This window comes from Micromonospora sp. WMMA1996, assembly GCF_002573675.1.
GTDB lineage: Bacteria > Actinomycetota > Actinomycetes > Mycobacteriales > Micromonosporaceae > Micromonospora > Micromonospora sediminicola.
This window is the reverse complement of sequence record NZ_PDHU01000001.1, coordinates 1499069-1517083: the sequence shown is the minus strand read 5'-3', so window position 1 is coordinate 1517083 and position 18015 is coordinate 1499069. Positions and strand designations below refer to the sequence as shown.

General features: G+C 74.0%; 13 protein-coding genes. 5 read left to right on the top strand and 8 right to left on the bottom strand.

The genetic code is table 11. The features are described 5' to 3' along the window. Nucleotides 1–50 precede the first annotated feature (50 nt). The 5 genes from chvE to rph all read right to left on the bottom strand — a co-directional run bounded on the left by chvE (nucleotide 51) and on the right by rph (nucleotide 7157). Entirely contained in the window at nucleotides 51–1190 is a 1140-nt protein-coding gene (gene chvE, locus COO58_RS07390; RefSeq protein WP_098746166.1) for a multiple monosaccharide ABC transporter substrate-binding protein, read from the bottom strand. A gap of 196 nt (nucleotides 1191–1386) precedes the next feature. Next, nucleotides 1387–2742, bottom strand: a complete 1356-nt coding sequence (locus tag COO58_RS07385) for an endo-1,4-beta-xylanase (RefSeq protein ID WP_098744288.1) — start codon at nucleotides 2740–2742, stop codon at nucleotides 1387–1389. A 165-nt stretch (nucleotides 2743–2907) separates the two neighbouring features. Continuing rightward, nucleotides 2908–4002 carry a 12-oxophytodienoate reductase gene (locus COO58_RS07380; protein WP_091573855.1) on the bottom strand — a complete coding sequence of 365 codons (1095 nt, stop codon included), beginning with the start codon at nucleotides 4000–4002 and terminating at the stop codon, nucleotides 2908–2910. 44 nt (nucleotides 4003–4046) lie between these two features. Continuing rightward, nucleotides 4047–4415, bottom strand: a complete 369-nt coding sequence (locus COO58_RS07375) for a MerR family transcriptional regulator (protein WP_091573854.1) — start codon at nucleotides 4413–4415, stop codon at nucleotides 4047–4049. 141 nt (nucleotides 4416–4556) lie between these two features. Further along, the gene (rph, locus tag COO58_RS07370) at nucleotides 4557–7157 is read right to left on the bottom strand and encodes a rifamycin-inactivating phosphotransferase (RefSeq protein ID WP_098744286.1); all 2601 of its coding nucleotides are present in this window, start codon (nucleotides 7155–7157) and stop codon (nucleotides 4557–4559) included. Nucleotides 7158–7615: 458 nt separating this feature from the next. On the opposite strand from rph, the gene COO58_RS07365 reads away from it, so the two are divergent. Both COO58_RS07365 and COO58_RS07360 read left to right on the top strand, forming a co-directional pair. Continuing rightward, entirely contained in the window at nucleotides 7616–11767 is a 4152-nt protein-coding gene (locus COO58_RS07365) for a SpoIIE family protein phosphatase (RefSeq protein ID WP_091573852.1), read from the top strand. Next, nucleotides 11764–12063, top strand: a complete 300-nt coding sequence (locus COO58_RS07360; RefSeq protein ID WP_091573851.1) for an STAS domain-containing protein — start codon at nucleotides 11764–11766, stop codon at nucleotides 12061–12063. Before COO58_RS07365 ends, COO58_RS07360 begins: the two co-directional genes overlap by 4 nt. 92 nt (nucleotides 12064–12155) lie before the next feature. Here the strand turns inward: COO58_RS07360 and COO58_RS07355 are convergent, their stop codons facing one another. Next, nucleotides 12156–12896, bottom strand: a complete 741-nt coding sequence (locus tag COO58_RS07355; protein WP_098744284.1) for an SDR family oxidoreductase — start codon at nucleotides 12894–12896, stop codon at nucleotides 12156–12158. A gap of 125 nt (nucleotides 12897–13021) precedes the next feature. Between COO58_RS07355 and COO58_RS07350 the strand changes: the two genes are divergently transcribed. Then, nucleotides 13022–13516: an Rrf2 family transcriptional regulator gene (locus tag COO58_RS07350; RefSeq protein WP_098744282.1), complete on the top strand. Its 495-nt coding sequence runs from the start codon at nucleotides 13022–13024 to the stop codon at nucleotides 13514–13516. A 72-nt stretch (nucleotides 13517–13588) separates the two neighbouring features. Here COO58_RS07350 and COO58_RS07345 read toward each other — a convergent pair whose 3' ends face one another. Next, nucleotides 13589–14470 carry a universal stress protein gene (locus tag COO58_RS07345; protein ID WP_098744281.1) on the bottom strand — a complete coding sequence of 294 codons (882 nt, stop codon included), beginning with the start codon at nucleotides 14468–14470 and terminating at the stop codon, nucleotides 13589–13591. Nucleotides 14471–14491: 21 nt separating this feature from the next. Then, nucleotides 14492–17056 carry a cation-transporting P-type ATPase gene (locus tag COO58_RS07340; RefSeq protein WP_255292542.1) on the bottom strand — a complete coding sequence of 855 codons (2565 nt, stop codon included), beginning with the start codon at nucleotides 17054–17056 and terminating at the stop codon, nucleotides 14492–14494. A gap of 179 nt (nucleotides 17057–17235) precedes the next feature. On the opposite strand from COO58_RS07340, the gene COO58_RS07335 reads away from it, so the two are divergent. Both COO58_RS07335 and COO58_RS07330 read left to right on the top strand, forming a co-directional pair. Next, nucleotides 17236–17424, top strand: coding sequence for a ribonuclease (locus COO58_RS07335; protein WP_098744278.1), 189 nt, complete (start codon nucleotides 17236–17238; stop codon nucleotides 17422–17424). 34 nt (nucleotides 17425–17458) lie between these two features. Then, nucleotides 17459–17941, top strand: a complete 483-nt coding sequence (locus COO58_RS07330) for a hypothetical protein (RefSeq protein ID WP_255292541.1) — start codon at nucleotides 17459–17461, stop codon at nucleotides 17939–17941. Nucleotides 17942–18015 lie beyond the last annotated feature (74 nt).

Genomic DNA, 18015 nt, shown 5'->3' with positions numbered 1-18015 from the left:
CCGCTGGCGGCGGGCCCGGCGGCGGCGTCCGCCCCGGGCCCGCCGGGCGGTCACCCGGCTCGTCCGGCGGCGACCTCCTGGGCCGTCAGGTAACCGGAGTCGATCAGCACCGACTGGATGTCGTCCTTGTAGACGGTCTGCACCGGCAGCAGGAACGACGGAACGACCTTGACCCCGTTGTCGTACGTCTTGGTGTCGTTCGCCTTGGGCTGCTCCTTCTTGAGGAACGCCTCGGCGGCGACCACGGCCTGGTCGGCCAGCAGGCGGGTGTCCTTGAAGACGGTCGAGCTCTGCACGCCGTCGTTGATCAGCTTGACCGAGGCGACCTCGGCGTCCTGGCCGGTGACGACCGGCATCTTCCTGGCGCCACCGCGGTAGCCGGCGTTCTGCAGGGCGGTGATGATGCCCCGGGACAGGCCGTCGAAGGGCGACAGCACCCCGTCGACCTTGCCGCCGTCGTTGTAGCTGGAGGTGAGCAGGTCCTCCATCCGTTTCTGCGCGGTCTCCTGCTGCCAGCGCAGGATGGCCACCTGCTCGATCTTCGTCTGGCCGGACTTCACCTTCAGCGTGCCGGCGTCCAGGTACGGCTTGAGCGTGTCCATGGCGCCGCTGAAGAAGAAGTGGGCGTTGTTGTCGTCCAGGGAGCCGGCGAACAGCTCGATGTTGAAGGGGCCGGCGGCGGAGCCCTTGGAGCCGTCCTTGTTCTGCAGCCCGAGACCGACCAGCAGCGCGTTGGCCTGCGCCACGCCGACCTTGTAGTTGTCGAAGCTGACGTAGAAGTCGACGTTCGGGCTGTTGCGGATGAGCCGGTCGTAGGAGATGACCGGGATCTTCGCGTTGGCCGCCGCCTGGAGCTGGCCGCTGAGCGCGGTGCCGTCGATCGCGGCGATGACCAGCACGTCCGCGCCCTGGGTGATCATCTGATCGATCTGCTGCGACTGGGTGGGGATCTCGTCCCCGGCGTACTGCAGGTCCACCTTGTAGCCCTTGGCCTGCAGCTTCTCCTTCACCGAGTTGCCGTCGGCGATCCACCGTTCGGAGGTCTGCGTCGGCATCGACACGCCGATGGTGAGGTCGCCGGGCTCGGCCCCCTTGGTGTCCCCGCCGCCTCCCGCACCCTCTCCACTGCACGCGGCCAGGCTGACCGCGATCGCGACGCCGCCCAGAGCGGCCAGAAAACGTCTGCGCACGAGCCCCATCTCCCCTCCACTGCCGGAACCGCACCGGTATCCCCTCCGGAGTGTTAACGCTCACAAGTTGCAGCGTCAACCGATCGGACGAAACGCATATGTCTCGGTCTCGTAACAGGAGCCGACGCGGGCGGCGGCGGGCGGCAGCGCGAAGGGGCGGCGCGAGGGTCGTCGCGCCGCCCCTTCGACGGGTGGGTCAGGCGGCAGCGCAGGTGGGCGTCATGCCCGAACCGCTGCCGTTGCCCTGGAACCCGAACTCCGTGCTCTGCCCGGCGCCGAGCTGGCCGTTGTAGTCCACATTGGTGAACCGGACCGTCCCCGTGCTGCCGCTGGCCGTGGCGCTCCACGTGTTGGTGACGCTCGCGCCACCGGGCAGCGTCATGGTGACCGTCCAGCCCCGGGTGCCACCCGAACCGGCGGTCACCCGGACCGTGGCCACGAACCCGCCGGTCCACGAGTTCAGCGACACCGACGCCGAGCACCCGCCCTGCGTCGGCGGCGGCGAGGTGGTGGTGGGCGGCGGCGACGTGGTGTTCGGCGGCGGGGTGGTGGTGCCGCCGGCGTTGAGCGCGTTGAGCACCGAGGTGTACGCGGCCTTCTTGTTCCCGGCGCAGTCGAACAGCAGCGCGTTGTCCGAACCGCGCCACGAGTCGCAGTCACGCACGCCCCACACCGTGATGCCGGTGCACCGCGACACGGCGAGACAGGCGCGGGTGACCGTGCCGTAGATGTTCGCCTGGTTGCCGCCGGTCATCACGTCCAGCTCGGTGATCTGCACGTCCACGCCCAGGTCGGCGAAGCGCTGGAGGTTGGCCTGGTAGTCACCCGGGATCGTGGTGCCCAGGTGCGACTGGAAGCCGACGCAGTCGATCGGCACGCCCCGGGACCTGAAGTCGCGCACCATGTTGTAGATGCCTGTCGACTTCGCGTTGATCCCGTCGGTGTTGTAGTCGTTGTAGCAGAGCTTCGCGCCCGGGTCGGCGGCCCGCGCGGCCCGGAAGGCCGCCTCGATCCAGTCGTTGCCGGTGCGCTGGAGGTTGGAGTCGCGGCGCCCGCCGGAGCCGCCGTCGGCGAACGCCTCGTTCACCACGTCCCAGGCGTAGATCTGCCCCCGGAAGTGGGTGGCCACCTGGGTGACGTGGTTGATCGCCGCGTTGCGCAACGCGCTGCCGGACAGCCCCTGCGCCCAGCTCGGCTGCTGCGCGTGCCAGAGCAGCGTGTGACCGCGCACGCTCATGCCGTTGGCCCGGGCGTGGCTGACCAGCCGGTCGCCGCCGGTGTAGCTGAACCGCCCCTGCTGGGGCTCGGTGGCGTCCCACTTCATCTCGTTCTCGGCCACCACCGAGTTGAACTCTCGGTTCAGGACGGTCGAGTACGTGCTGTCGGACAGCTTGCCGGTGGCGACCGCGGCGCCGAAGTAGCGGCCCTTCTCGGCCGCCGCCGCGCGCAGCGTCGTGCCGGCGTCGGCGGCGGGGGCCAGCGCCACCGCCATGCCGGCCGCCAGCGCGCCGGCCAGCAGGCCGGTGGACAGCAGGGCTCTCGTTGGTCTCATACGGATTCCTCTTCCGGGATTGCGACGGTGGTGATGCGACGCCTCGACCCGTTTCCGGCGGTGGTGTCGAGGTCCGACCAGCACGGCTCGCCCGGTGAGCCCTGCGGTGCTCCTGCCCTGCCATCGACTGTGAGCGATAACATCCGCCCCGTCAAGCCCGGCGGACTAGGGATACACGTCCTCGTGCGCCTTGCGGTAGTCCGCGATCTCCGCCAGGCGACCGGTCGCCGCGAGTGTCGCCCAGGCCGGGTTGCCGAGCAGGGCGCGACCCACGGCGACCAGGTCGAACTCCCCGCCGACCAGCCGGCTCGCGAGGCCGGAGACCGATTCCGGGCCACCCGGACGCAGGAACTCGCGGGTCAGTCCCACCGAGCCCACGGTGATCGACGGCAGGCCGGTGAGCCGTTTCGCCCAACCGGCCAGGTTCAGCGCCGAGCCGGCGAACGCCGGCTGCCAGAACCGGCGCTGCGAGGCGTGCAGGACGCCCGCGCCCGCGTCCGCGAACGCGGTGAGGATCTCCGCCAGCTCGGCCGGGGTCTCGGCGATGCGGGCGTCGAAGGCGCGCTCCTTGAACTGCGAGAACCGCACGATCACCGGACGGTCCGCCGGGAACTGCGCGCGCACCGCGCGCACGACCTCGGCCGGGAAGGCCGCCCGCCGCGCCGGTGAGCCGCCGTACCGGTCGGTCCGACGGTTCGTGTACGGCCAGAGGAACTCGTCCAGCAGGTACCCGTGCGCGGCGTGGATCTCCACGGCGTCGAAGCCGACCCGGCCGGCCGTCCGCGCCGCGGCCGCGTACGCCGCCAGCAGCTCGTCCGCGTCGGAGAGCGTCATCGCGCGGGCGGCCGGCCGCCCCGGTTCCGGCACGCCGGACGGGGTCCACGCCGGGCGGCCGTCCACCGGCTCGCGCAGGCTGCCCAGGTGCCACAGCTGGGCGGCGATCCGGCCGCCGGCGGCGTGGACCGCCTCGACCACGCGCCGCCAGCCGGCCTCGGCCGGGCCGGGCGTCAGCCTCGGCACCGTGTCCTCGTGGCCGGCGCTGGGGTGGTCCACCAGGACGCCCTCGGTGACGATCAGCCCGATGCCCTGCTCGGCGCGCCGCCGGTAGTAGTCGGCCGCCTCCCGGGCGGGCACCCCGCCGGGCGCGCGGTTGCGGGTCATCGGGGCCATGACGATTCGCGATCTCAGCGGCATCCCGGCGACGGTGACGGGTTCGAGCAGGGAGGCCACCGGTGAAACGGTGTCGACGGTTGCGGTCATGGCCCGACCGTAGGAGGTGACACCGGTGTCAGGGGCAAGCCCGTTCAGGCGGCCGGTGTCGCGGCCTCCCCGGGGACGGTCATGTCGGCGACCACGTCGTCGAGCACCGACACGGCGTGCGCGAGACGCGCCATCTCGGCGACCATCCGGGACCGCTCCTCGCGCAGCCGGTCGGTGAGCCACCCGGTGCGGATGTCGGGGTTGGTGACGCAGGGCAGCAGCTCGGACATCCGCCGGCTGCTCAACCCGGCGTCGAAGAGCCGCCGGATGAGGTCGACCCGCTCGACCGCCGACTCCGCGAACACCCGCTGTCCGCCGGCGTTGCGTACGGCCGCGAGCAGGCCCTGCTGCTCGTAGTACCGGATCGACCGGGCACTGACCCCGGTGCGTGCCGACAGCTCCCCGATGCGCATCACGCCTCCCGTCCGTTCAGCCCTGTGCCTCGAGCATGCCAGCTGCCGCCGCCGCGGTCCGCGACTGCCGATCGGGTACGTCCACCCGACGCCGCTCGAATCGCGCGACGTCCTCGCCGGCGGCCTGACCGTCCGGACCGGTCAGGGCAGCAGCTCGACGTAGCCGCCGGAGCCGTGCACCCGGATCCGCTGCCCGTCCCGGATCAGGCGGGTCGCGTCCGGCACGTTCACCACGGCCGGCAGGCCGTACTCGCGGGCGATCACCGCACCGTGGGTCATCTGGCCGCCGACCTCCGTCACCAGGCCGGCGACGGCGACGAACAGGGGTGTCCAGCTGGGATCCGTGTGCGCGGTGACCAGGATGTCGCCCGGTTCGAGCTCGGCGCGGGCCAGGTCCAGGACGACCCGGGCCCGTCCCTCGACGGTCCCGTGCGAGACCGGCAGCCCGACCAGCGCGCCGGCGGGCACGTCGTCGCGCCGGTACGCCCCGGTGAGCGCCTCACCGTCGGAGGTGAGGACCCGGGGCGGCGTCAACGTCCGGTGCCACCGGTACGCGTCCCGGCGTTCGCGGACGAGCCGCCCGTCGATCCGGTGCGTGCGCACCACGTCGCGGAACTCAGCGAGCGTCAGGAAGAAGACGTCCTCCGGGTCGGTGAGCACCCCGTCCCGGACGAGCCGGTCGGCCTCCGCCGTCAACGCCTGCTTGTAGAGGAAGTAGCGGCTGACGATGTCGTACTTCGGGTACTCCCGGTAGCCGATGAAGGTCCGGACCCGGTCGATCATGCGACGGGTCTCGTCGGCCCTGGCCTCCCCGTCCGGCCGGGCCCGCAACCGGGTCAGCACCTCCCGGGCCTTGCGTTCCGCCGCCTGCCGCCCCTGCTCGAAGCGACGCGCGGCCTCACCCGGGGCGAAGTTCCGCACATGGTCGAGGATCAACGGCACGAGGGTGGCCGGGCGCTCGCTCCACCGTGGGCGGGTGATGTCGATCTCGCCGACGCACCGCATGCCGTACCGGTCGAGGTACGCCCCGATCGCCTCGCGCGCCTCCGTGCCGCCCGGCAGTCCCGGCAGTTCGTCCAGGAAGCCGTCGTCACCGTCGACGTCGCGCAGGAACGCCACCACCTCGGGATGCGGGCGGATCACGTCGGCGACGTCGAGCAACGCCAGCCCCATCTCCGAGGTGACGTTCCCGGGCGCGGAGAGGGTCAGCGTGTCGGCCGCGTTCGTCTCGCCCAGCCACTCCCCCAGCTTGTCGTTGAGCCACCAGGTGGCCTCCATGCCCGCCATGATCGCCTGCACGTTCACCGGATCGGCGAGGACCCGCTTGTGCTCGACGAACGCCTCCTCCAGGAAGTCGAACAGCTCCGGCCCGGACCGGGCGCGGATGTCGCGGCGCAGCGCGGCGATGCTGGCCCGGCTGCGCTCGACGAGCGCGGTGACGACGGCCGGGTCGGTCTCCACCGCCGCCGCCGGGCCGCCGAACGGCGGCCCGGCGGGGGTGTGCTCCGGCGACGCCGGCCCGATGTCCCCGCGCTCCAGAACCGTCTCCAGCGCGTCCCGGGTCAGCGGGTCGGACCGGCTCATCAGGCCGAGGAAGGCGGCCCGGCCCGCCGGCGTGGCCAGGTGCCGGGTGGCGTCGACGAACAGCCGGCCGCCGGCCTCGTGCATCGGCGCCATGGCGGTGCGCCGCCACATCGACAGGCCCAGCGGCTTCATCGCGTCGGTCATCATCTGCTGGTGGCCGACCGACAGGTAGACGTGGCTCTCGCCGTCGTCGACGGCCGGTAGCGGGAACAGCGTCGTGATCGGTCGGCTCTGGAGGATGTGGAAGTCGTCGTCGACCAGCCCCCACTCGATGTCCTGGGGGCGCCCGAAGCCGGCCTCGATCCGCCGGCCCAGCCGCACGAGCCGGACGACCTGGTCGTCGGTGAGCGCGGGCTGCTCCTGCCGCGCCGGGTCGACCTCCTCCTCCCGGGTCCCGCCGCCGGGCAGGGCGTGGACGGCGCGCCGCTTGGCGGCGATCCTCCGGGCCACGATCTCGCCGTCGCGGACGGTGAACACGTCCGGGTCCACCAGCCCCGAGACCAGCGCCTCGCCGAGGCCGAACCCGGCGTCCACGGTGGCGACCCGGCGGTTGCCGGTGACCGGGTCGGCCGTGAACATGATGCCGGCGGCGTCGGGGAACACCATCCGCTGGACGACCACGGCCATCCGCACGCTCCGGTCGTCGACCCCGTTGCGCCGGCGGTAGGTCACCGCCCGCTCGCTGAACAGCGACGCCCAGCACCGGCTGACGTGCCGGAGGATGTCGGCCGGACCCCGCACGTTCAGGTAGGTGTCCTGCTGGCCCGCGAACGAGGCCGTCGGCCGGTCCTCCGCCGTGGCGCTGGACCGCACGGCGTAGGCGGCGTCGGAGCCGAGGCCGGTCAGCGCCCGGGTGATCTCCGCGGCGACGTCGCCGGGCACGGCGACGTCCTCGATCGCGCGACGGACCTCCGCGCTGAGCGACCGGATCGCCTCCCGGTCCTCCGGCCGCAGCCGGGTGAGCCGGTCGAGCCGGTCGGCGAGGGACGGCGTCTCGGCCGTCACCCGCCGGAAGGCGTCCGTCGTCACGCAGAAACCGGCGGGCACCCGCACGCCGTCGATACGCGACAGGGCGCCCAGGTGCGCGCCCTTTCCGCCGACGACGGCGACCTGCGTCCCGTCGACCGCGTCGAGGCCCACCACATACTGTCCGGTCATCGCCGCACCCCCGTTTTCCCAGCTCAGCCGCGTCCGGCCGACGATTCTGCGGCATGACCGGGGTCTTGCGGCAAGCCCCCGGGTGCGATATACGTTAGAAGTGGCAGGGAGTCGTCTCCCTGCCTTTGCCATGTCCGGCTGCCTCCGGTCGTGTCCGGCTCGGGTCGCGCCCGGCCGGTCAGGTGCCACACGCGGCTCGGCTGCCGGTCGGGAGCCGCACGCGCGCCTCCACCCTGATCTCGGCCGAGGCCGCCACGTCCGCGCCCTCCGTGGGCGACTCCGTCGGCGCGAACACGCCCGATACCCCTATTTGCCGGTAAAGCGACGATGCGTGAACTCGCTCTCGTTTCCGCGTGGGCGGAATGGCGGGGACCGTGCCGGGGCAAGAGCGGATCACGGGGGCCGCGGCGAGGCGACCCGGACGAGCAGGATCACGCGTAGTGAGGGAGACTCGGGCGATGACCGGCGCTGACACCGACCCGCGTACGCGTGCCGACGTGTTCGCCGTCGACGGCGAGATCGGTCCCGACCTGGCCCGGGTCGACTGGTCGGCGCACCCGCTGGGGCCGCCGGAGGAGTGGCCGCAGAGCCTGCGCACCGCGGTGCGGATCCTGCTGTCCTCCCGCTTCCCGATGTGGATGGCCTGGGGCCCCGAGCTGACCTTCTTCTGCAACGCCGCCTACCGCCGGGACACGCTGGGCCGCAAGTACCCGTGGGCGTTGGGCCGGCCGGCCGACGAGGTGTGGGCGGAGATCTGGGACGACATCGGCCCCCGCATCGACACCGTGCTGCGCACCGGCGAGGCGACCTGGGACGAGGGGCTCCTGCTGTTCCTGGAGCGCGCCGGCTACCGCGAGGAGACCTACCACACGTTCTCCTACAGCCCTCTGCGCAACGACGACGGCACCCTGGTCGGCATGCTCTGCGTGGTCAGCGAGGACACCGAGCGGGTGATCGGCGAACGCCGGATGGCCACGCTGCGCGACCTCGGCTCCGACCCGAGCGTGGTCCGCACCGAGCGGGAGACGCTGGCCTTCGCCAACCGCCAGCTGGGGCGCAACCGGCAGGACCTGCCGTTCGCGCTGACGTACCTGTTCGGTGCCGACGGTGACGCGCGACTGGTGGAGGCGACCGGCCTGGCCGCGGGCCACCCGGCGGCGCCGGTGACGCTGTCGCCCGCCGACCCGGCGCCGGTCTGGCCGGTGCGGGCCCCGACCGAGGGTGAGGCGGTGCGGGTGCCGCTCGACGGCCCCGCCTTCGCCGAGCTGCCCGCGGGCGCGTGGCCCGATCCGCCGACCGAGGCGCTGCTGATGCCGCTGCGGCAGCAGGGCGCGGCGCCCTACGGGTTCCTCGTGGCCGGGCTGAACCGCTACCGGGCCCTGGACGACGGCTACCGCGGGTTCGTGGAGCTGGCCGCCGGCCACGTGGCGACCGGCATCGCCAGCGCCCGCAGCTACCAAGCACAGCAGCGTCGGGCCGAGGAGCTGGCCGAGCTGGACCGGGCCAAGACCGCCTTCTTCTCCAACATCAGCCACGAGTTCCGCACCCCGCTGACCCTGATCATGGGGCCGGTGGACGAGCTGCGCGGCCTCATGCAGGACGCCGACCCGCGGATCCGCGAGGAGCTGGAGGTCATCCGCCGCAACGGGCTGCGCCTGGGCCGGCTGGTCAACAGCCTGCTCGACTTCTCCCGGATCGAGGCCGGCCGGATGCAGGCCCGCTACGAACCGGTGGACCTGGCCGCGGTCACCGCCGACCTGGCCAGCGTCTTCCGCTCGGCGATCGAACGTGCCGGCCTGACCTTCGAGGTCGACTGCCCGCCCCTGCCCGGCCCGGTGCACATCGACCCGGGCATGTGGGAGAAGGTCGTGCTCAACCTGCTCAGCAACGCCCTGAAGTTCACCTTCGACGGCACGGTGCGGGTGGAGCTGCGGGCGGAGGACGGGCAGGCCGTCCTGCGCGTCTCCGACACCGGCATCGGCGTCGCGGAGGACGAGCTTCCGCGCCTGTTCGAGCGCTTCCACCGGATCGAGAACGCCCGCTCCCGCTCCGACGAGGGCAGCGGGATCGGGTTGGCCCTGGTCAAGGAGCTGGTCGGGCTGCACGGTGGCACCATCACCGCCAGCAGCACCGTCCGGCAGGGCACCTGCTTCACGGTCCGACTGCCGTTCGGGGTCACCCACCTGCCCGCCGACGCGCTCGCGCCCGCGGGCACCGGCCTGGTCGCGGCGTCGGCCGAGCCGTTCGTGCAGGAGGCGTTGCGCTGGCTGCCCGGCGGCCCCGCCGACATGACCCCGGACGACGCGGCCCCGGTCGACGGGCCGGTCACGCCGCTGCCCGGCGGCGCGCCGGCCCGGATCCTGGTCGCCGACGACAACGCCGACATGCGTGAGTACCTGACCCGCCTGCTGCGCTCCGCCGGGCACCGGGTGGAGGCCGTCGCCGACGGTCAGGCGGCGCTGGATGCCGCGCGTACCCGGACGCCGGACCTGGTGGTCAGTGACGTCATGATGCCCCGCCTCGACGGTCTGCAACTGGTCGCCGCGCTGCGCACCGACCCGCGCACCGCCGGCACTCCGGTGCTGCTGCTCTCCGCCCGCGCCGGGCAGGAGGCCTCGATCGAGGGGCTGGAGGCCGGCGCCGACGACTACCTGGTCAAGCCCTTCCCGGCGGCCGAGCTACTGGCCCGGGTCCGGGCCAACGTGGAGCTGGCCCGGCTGCGCAACCACCACGCGCGCTGGCGCACCGCCCTGGTCGACTCGTTGCAGGAGGCGTTCTTCGTCTGCGACGAGGACGGCGCGGTGGTGGAGATCAACTCCGCGTTCACCGACATCCTCGGCTACGGACCCGAGGGGCTCCCCTACCCCCCGGTGCAGCCGTGGTGGCCGGACCCGGAGGCCGAGTCGGAGGCGCACCGTCAGGTGGCGGCGGCGTTCTCGGTGCTGATCGGGCAGAACCAGGGCACCTACACCGTGCCGGTGACCCACCGCAACGGGCACCGGCTCTGGATCGCCGCATCGTTCAACCAGGTCGACGACCCCGACACCGGCCGGCGGATGATCGTGGGCACGTTCCGCGACGTCACCGCCGAGCACTACGCGGTGCAGCGGGAGACCGCCCTCGCCGGGCTGGGCATGCGGCTGTCCCAGGCCGAGGACCTGCCGGACGCCCTCCACGGCGTCCTGGACGAGCTGCGCCGACTGTGGCGCGCCACCGGAGTGGTCACGGCCGTGTTCGGCGAGGACCCGACCCCGATCGTCACCGCCACCGACGCCGCGCTGCGCTGGGAGTCGCTGCCCGACGCGCGCCGACAGGCCCTGCTCGCGCTGCGGGACACCCCGCTGCTGACGCCGGTGGCGACGCGGACGCACGGCGCCGGCATCTCGGTCGAACACCCGGACGGCACCATGGCGCTCTGGATCGACCTGGGCGAGAAGCGGCCCTTCACCGAACAGGACCAGACGCTGCTGGCGCTGCTCGCCGGCCACATCGGGCAGGGCCTGCACCGGGTGCACCAGATCGACCAGCAGCGTGAGACCGCACTGGCTCTGCAACGGGCGATCCTCGGCCCGGCGCAACTGCCGGCCGGCTTCGCCGTGCGCTACTCCCCCGCCACGCTCCCGCTCAAGGTCGGCGGTGACTGGTACGACACCGTCGAACTGCCGGACGGCCGGATCGGGATCGTGGTCGGCGACTGCGTCGGCCACGGCCTGCGGGCCGCCACGGTGATGGGGCAGTTGCGCAGCGCCTGCCGGGCCCTGCTGCTGCAGGACGCCAGCCCCGCCCAGACGCTGGCGGCCCTGGACCGGTTCGCCGCGCTGCTGCCCGGGGCGTCCTGCGCCACGGTCTTCTGCGGCGTGCTCGACCCGGCCACCGGGCGGTTGCGCTACTCCAGCGCGGGGCACCCGCCGGCCATCGTGGTGCACCCCGACGGCACCCCACAGCTCCTCGAACAGGGCCGGTCCCGGCCGCTGGCCGTCCGCCCGGGACTCGAACGCCCCGAGGCCGAGGCCACCGTGCCGGCCCGGGCCACCCTCATGCTCTACACCGACGGTTTGGTGGAGCGCCGGCGCCAGCCGCTGACCGTCGGCATCGCCCACGCCACCGCCGCGATCCAGCAGGGCCGCGGCACCCCGGTCGAGGACCTCGCCACCGAGGTGATGGACCAGCTCACCCCGGAAGGCGGGTACGACGACGACGTGGCTCTGCTGCTCTACCGTCACCCCGGCCCACTGGAGCTGGACTTCCCGGCCGAGTCGTCCCGGCTGGCCGAGGTGCGCACCGCCTTGCGCGGGTGGCTGGACCGGTGCGGGCTGGCCCCCGCCAGCGCCTACAACGTGCTGGTGGCCGCCGGCGAGGCGTGCGCCAACGCCATCGAACACGGCCACCGGGACAGCCCCGGCGGTCGGATCCGGTTGCGCGCCGCCGCCACCGCGGACGCCCTGCGCCTGAGCGTCACCGACAGCGGCCACTGGCGCGACCAGAACCGGCCGGCCGACCCGCACCGCGGGCGGGGTCTCGTGCTCATGCGCGCGTTGATGGACACCATCACGGTCACCCCCGGAGCCGGCGGCACCACCGTCCACATGCAGGCAAGGATCATCCGATGAGCACGGCCCTGACCCTCACCACCGGCAGCCGGCCCGACGGCACCCGCGTGCTGACCGCCGTGGGCGAGATCGACATGAGCAACGCGGCCTCGTTCGCCGACGCGCTCGGCGACGCGGTTCGGCCCGACGGGGATCCCCTCGTCGTGGACCTCACCGGCGTGGAGTATCTCGACAGCGCGGGGCTGGCCGCGTTGTTCCCGCACGCGGAGCGGATCGCGCTGATCGCCGGCCCGCTGCTGGAGCCCCTGCTGACCATCTCCGGGCTGGCCGACCTCACCACCGTCAAGAGCGGCTGACCGAGCCGCCCACCTGGGCCGGGCGGGCGGCGTACCGGCGCGTCCGGCGCCGCCGTCCCGGCGAGGTGGAGCGGCCGTGCCCGGCTCGGCGGTCAGCGGGACGAGCGCAGCCAGTCCGCGTAGTGGGTGGGCGCGAGTCGGGCGTCCGGGCCCGGGACGAGGACGTCGCCGTCGACGGCGGCGAACATGCCGGCCGAGTCGTCGACCACCACGTTCCGGTCGTCGTGGCGCGCGGCCAGGGTGACCCGGCCCAGCTCGTCGAGGGTGAAGGCGTCCGGGCCGCCGACGTTGCGGACGGCGTTGAGCGGCGCGCCGGTGGCGACGTCGACCACTGCGGCGACCACGTCGGCGGCGGCCATCGGCTGCACCGGGGTGGCCGGCAGCCGCACCGTGCTGTCGTCGGAGGTCCAGGACAGGATCGCGTCGACGAACTCGAAGAACTGGGTGGCGCGCACGACCGACCAGGGGGTTCCGCTGTCCCGGAGCAGTTCCTCCTGCAACGTCTTCGCCCGGTAGTAGTCCAGCTGCGGCACCTGGTCGACGCCGACGATCGACAGCACCACCTGGTGACCGACGCCGGCGCGCTGCCCGGCGGCGAGCAGGTTGCCCATCGAGGTGCGGAAGAACTCCAGCGACGCCTCGTCGAAGGTCGGCGAGTTCGCCACGTTGACCACGACCTCCGCCCCGGACAGCACCTCGTCCAGCCCCTTGCCGCTGATCAGGTCGACGCCGGTCGAGAGCGCCGCGGGCACGGCGTCGTGCCCGGCCTCGGACAGCTCGCGGACCACCTGCGACCCGATCAGACCGGTGCCACCGATGACGACGATCTTCATGGTTCCCGCCTTTCCCGACGTGGTTCAGGCACGCCGGATTCCCGTTCGAGGAGGCCTCAAACTCGGACACGTTATATCCGAGATATTAGTCGGATAGAGTTTGTCCGAGTCAAGGGGGTGGGCGGGTGAAGCTGTCCGGTGGGGTCGAGTGGGCCCTGCACTGTTGCGTGGTGCTGACCACGGCCGCGCAGCCGGTGCCGGCCGCGCGGCTGGCGGAGCTGCACGACGTCTCCGGCAGCTACCTGGCCAAGCAGTTGCAGGCGCTCTCCCGCGCCGGCCTGGTGACCTCCGTGCAGGGCAAGGCCGGCGGATACGTGCTCACCCGGGCGGCGGAGCAGATCACCGTGCTCGACGTGGTGACCGCCGTCGACGGCGTTCAGCCCGCGTTCGTCTGCACCGAGATCCGCCAGCGCGGGCCGCTGGCGAGCCCACCCGAGGCCTGCACCCGGTCGTGCGCCATCGCCCGGGCCATGGCCGACGCCGACGCCGCCTGGCGCGACGCGCTGCGCGCGGTGTCCGTGGCCGACCTGGCCCGCAGCGTGGACGAGGACTACGGGCCGGCCACGCTCGCCGGGGTACGCGCCTGGCTGGGCGGGCCGGACGACGCCGGCCGGGGCTGACCGCGTACCTCGGATCGCCTGGCCGGCGACCACCGCGAGCAGGCGCAGCGCTGAGACCCCCCGTCGAGGCGGCTACCGGGCGTGCCGCGCGATCACCAACGGGGCGTGCGCGTGGTGCAGCACCGCGTGGCTGACTGAGCCGAGCAGCAGCCCGGCCAACGCGCCCCGGCCGTGCGCGCCGACCACCACCAGCTGCGCCGAGGCCGACTGCTCCACCAGCACCCGCGCCGGGGCGCCGCGCACCGACCGCTGCCGCACCTCGACGTCCGGGTAACGCTCCGACCAGCCGGCCACGGCCTCGGCGAGGATCCGCCGCGACTCCTCGGCCAGCGCCTCGGGGTCGTAGACCAGGGGCACGATGTCGCCCGGCCCGATCGGGGTCGGGTACAGCCAGGCGTGCACCACGACCAGCGGCGCGCCCCGGCGGGCGGCCTCCTCGTACGCGAACCCGACCGCGACGCCGGAGTGCGCCGAACCGTCCACGCCCACCACGACCGGGCCGTCCGCCCGCGCCTCACCGCGCGTCACCAGCACCGGACAGTGGGCGCGGGCGGACACCTGGAGGGTGACCGACCCGATCAGCAGGCCGGCGAAACCGCCCAGGCCACGATGGCCGAGCACCATCAGCGTCGCGCGCCGTGACTCCTCCACCAGCACCGCCGCCGGCGCGCCGTCGACCACCACGCCGGTGACCGGCACGTCCGGCGCGACCTTGCCGGCCTCGGCGACCGCCTCGGCGACGCACCGCTCGGCCTGGTTGCGCAGCCCGGCGCCGGCGGGCGCGCCGGGCGCCGGGGTGAGCGGCGCCCGGGTCAGCGGCCAGATGAACGCGTGCACCACCCGCAGCGGCCGGTGCCGGAAGGCCGCCTCGCGGGCGGCCACCCGCACCGCGTCCAGGGCGGTGGCGGAGCCGTCCACCCCCACCACGACGGGGTCCGCGGAATGGATCGTCATGACAACCTCCTTCACCGATCGTCAACCGGACCGGCGGGTCAGCCGCAGCAGCATCCCGGGCAGGACACCCACCGCGGCGCAGCCGAGCAGGTCGGGGAGGGCCAGCGGCGCCGTGCCGAGCAGATCGCGCAGCGGCGGCAGCAGCACGCCGGCCACCTGGAGCGCCGCGGAGACGGCGACCGCGAGCGGCAGCGCGCGGTTGCGGTCCGACGAACCCGGCGAGCGGGTCGCGCGGACGGCCAGCGCCACGCCGAGCTGGGACAGGCCGAGCACCATGAAGACCACCGACTGCCACGGCCGGTCCGCGTACGCGGCCGCCACCCCGGCGCCGAGCGCCGCCGCGGCGATCAGCGCGCCGGTGACGAGCACGTCACGGCCCAGCCCGCCGCCGAGCACCGACTCCTGGGGCGAGCGCGGGTGGCGTCGCAACGTGCCCGGCTCCGCCGGCTCGGCACCCAGCGCCACCCCGGGCACACCGTGGGTGAGCAGGTTGATCCAGAGAATCTGCGCCGGCAGCAACGGCACGGGCAGTCCCAGAAGCGGGCCGAGAAGCATCACCGCGATCTCGGCCACTCCGCCGGCGAGGGCGTAGCGCAGGAACCGACGGATGTTGTCGTAGATCCGGCGGCCCTCGCCGATCGCCGTCGCCACCGTGGTCAGGTCGTCGTCGACCAGCACCAGGTCGGCGGCCTGTCGGGCCACCTCGGTGCCACCCCCCATCGCCACGCCGATGTCCGCGCGCCGCAGCGCCGGGGCGTCGTTGACGCCGTCACCGGTCATCGCCACGACGTGTCCGCGCGACTGGAGGCCGGCGATGATGTCGAGCTTCTGCTCCGGCTGGGTCCGCGCGTACACCCGGGTGTCGGGATGGGCCCGGCCCGGGTCGCCGTCGTCGCCGTTGGCCAGCGGGTCGCCGTCGGTCCAGAGCCCTAGCCGGCCGCCGATCGCCGCGGCCGTCGCCGGGTGGTCTCCGGTGATCAGCACCAGCCGGATTCCGGCCTCCTCGAAGCCCGCGGCGATGCCCGGCGCCTGGACACGCAGTGGGTCGCCCACCCCGACCAGGCCCAGCGGTCGCAGGTCGGTCGGGCGGGCCGGGTCGGGAGGGGTGTCGACCACGGCGGAGGCCACCGCCAGCACCCGCAACCCCTCGGCGGCGAGCCGACGCGCGGACTCCGTCAGCTCGGCCAACTCCTCGGCGTCGGCGTCCGTCAGCGGCGTGGTCAGCACGTTCTCGGGCGCGCCCTTGCACACCACCAGGTACCGCCCGTCGCCGCGGCGGTGCACCGTGGTCATCCGGCGCAGCTCCTGGTCGAAGGGGTGCTCCGCCACCCGGGGCCACGCGTCCCGGGTGGTCTCCGGGTCGACCCCGCACCGGGCCGCGAACGCGACCAGCGCCGCCTCCAGCGGGTCGCCGATCGCGGACCACTCCGGCCGGTCGTCGGTCGGCGGTGTCAGCGTGGCGTCGTTGCAGAGCAGCCCGGCCCGGGCCAGCCGGCGCAGCTCGTCCGGCGCGCCCACCGGCTCGTCCCGGTGGCGCACCTCGCCGTGGGGGGCGTAGCCGGTGCCGGTGACGGCGTACCGGGCGCGACCGGCGGTGACCGCCTGCTGCACCGCCATCCGGCCCTCGGTGAGGGTGCCGGTCTTGTCCGAGGCGATCACGGTGACCGAGCCGAGCGTCTCCACCGCGTGCAGGCGTCGCGGGATGGCCCGGCTGCCGGCCATCCGGCGGGCGCCCAGGGCGAGCGCGAGCGTGACCACGGCGGGCAGCGACTCCGGGACGGCCGCCACCACGAGACTCACCGCGATGACCGCCATCTGCGCGACCGGTCGCCCGTCGAGCACGCCCAGGGCGAAGACCAACGCGGAGAGGACCACCGCGGTCAGGCCGAGGACCCGTCCGAGCGAGGCCAGCCGGCGTTGCAGCGGGGTGGGCGCCGGCCGGGTGGCGGCGACCAGTGCGCTGATCCGGCCCAGCGCGCTGGACGCGCCCGTCCGCAGCACGGTGCCGGTGGCCCGGCCGGTGGTCACCACGGTGCCCGCGCTCGCTTCCTCGCCGGCCGACCGCCCGACCGGCACCGACTCGCCGGTCAGCGCCGACTCGTCCAGGCTGAGCCGGGCCGCGTCGGTGAGGCGCAGGTCGGCGGGCACGACGTCACCGGCCTCCAGCCGGACGAGATCGTCGCGGACCAGCTCCGCGGCGGCCAGCACGAGGTCACGGCCGTCGCGGACCACCCGCGCGGTCGGTGCGGCGAGCCGGTCCAGGGCCGCCACCGCCCGGTCGGCGCGGATCTCCTGCACCACGCCGATCGCGGTGTTGATCAGGACGACCAGCACGATCACCGCGGTGTCGGGGTAGTCGCGAAGCAGGGTGGTCACCACGGCGGCGGCCAGCAGGAGCGCCACCAGCGGGTCGGTGAGCTGGCGCAGCACGCGGCCGGCCGGTCCACGACGACGCGGCGGGGCGACCGTGTTCGGCCCCTCGGCGCGCAGCCGGGCCGCGGCCCGGGTGGAGGTGAGCCCGGCCGCCGGCGGCGGGATCGAGGGGGTCGCGGTGGTCGTCACTGTGCCCGGCCCGCCGTTGCTCACCCGCATCACCCTCACGTCGTTCCGTGCCCCGCCCGTCGGCGCCCTCCCAGCCTGGCCCTCGCGGCGTCGGACCGTCAGGGGCCGACCGCCCCGGGACCCGGGACCAACGGCCCCCCGAACGATGAACCCCGGCCGGCCCGGGCCGGTTTGTCCCGGCGCACCGGGGGCACTGGGCGGTCATGACGGAACCCGAGCAGTTCGGACGGCAGCAGGAGGACCCGCTGGAGACCGGGCGGGTGTTCCAGGACGCCGAGGGACGGCGCACCACCGAACCGGCCGAGGGGGAGGCGAACGCCACCCGCGACGCCGACCGCAACGCCGCGCACCTGGCCCACGGCGAGGTCGGCCCGGGCGTACCGGAGGAGTAGCGGCGGCGGTCGCCTGTCAATGTAGTGTTGACAGGTGACTCCGGAGCCGACCTGCCTGTCCGAGGTCGCCGCGGCCCGGGCCCGGCTCGACGAGCGGGAACTGGAGCTGATCGACCGGGCCCGGCACGACGGGGCCACCTGGGCCGAGATCGCCGGCGCGTTGGGCCTGAGCAGCCGGCAGGCCGCCGAGCAGCGCCGGCAGCGTCTGGTGGCGGCCCGGCGGTCGCGGCAGGCACGGCGGGACCGGGCCTGCGCCCCCGACGTCGCGGCGGTGCGGGCCGCCGTGTCCGACCTGCACCGCTGGATCGAGGCGGACCGGGGGTGGGACGGCCGTTTCCGCCGAGCGCCGCTGGTCCGGCGCACCACCGCGACGGCCCTCGACGCCGCCGCCCCGGGCTCGCTGTACGCGCTCGCCGCGTACCTCGTCGGCGACCTGACCGACGTCGGGCCGCGCCTGCCGGCCCCCGCCCGCGAGGCGACCCGCCGCATCGCGGCGACCCTGTCAACGCATCGTTGACGTCTCCCTACAGCATTGCCTGCGGGTGACTCAACGCCGGACGATGTGAGCCTTCCCCGCTCAACCCTGGAGGG

What these genes read in the sequence shown, in the direction of transcription:
- COO58_RS07385 (WP_098744288.1), bottom strand. Translation starts at nt 2,742, where the DNA reads ATGAGACCAACGAGAGCCCTGCTGTCCACCGGCCTGCTGGCCGGCGCG.
- COO58_RS07380 (WP_091573855.1), bottom strand. Translation starts at nt 4,002, where the DNA reads ATGACCGCAACCGTCGACACCGTTTCACCGGTGGCCTCCCTGCTCGAA.
- COO58_RS07375 (WP_091573854.1), bottom strand. Translation starts at nt 4,415, where the DNA reads ATGCGCATCGGGGAGCTGTCGGCACGCACCGGGGTCAGTGCCCGGTCG.
- rph (WP_098744286.1), bottom strand. Translation starts at nt 7,157, where the DNA reads ATGACCGGACAGTATGTGGTGGGCCTCGACGCGGTCGACGGGACGCAG.
- COO58_RS07365 (WP_091573852.1), top strand. Translation starts at nt 7,616, where the DNA reads ATGACCGGCGCTGACACCGACCCGCGTACGCGTGCCGACGTGTTCGCC.
- COO58_RS07360 (WP_091573851.1), top strand. Translation starts at nt 11,764, where the DNA reads ATGAGCACGGCCCTGACCCTCACCACCGGCAGCCGGCCCGACGGCACC.
- COO58_RS07355 (WP_098744284.1), bottom strand. Translation starts at nt 12,896, where the DNA reads ATGAAGATCGTCGTCATCGGTGGCACCGGTCTGATCGGGTCGCAGGTG.
- COO58_RS07345 (WP_098744281.1), bottom strand. Translation starts at nt 14,470, where the DNA reads ATGACGATCCATTCCGCGGACCCCGTCGTGGTGGGGGTGGACGGCTCC.
- COO58_RS07335 (WP_098744278.1), top strand. Translation starts at nt 17,236, where the DNA reads ATGACGGAACCCGAGCAGTTCGGACGGCAGCAGGAGGACCCGCTGGAG.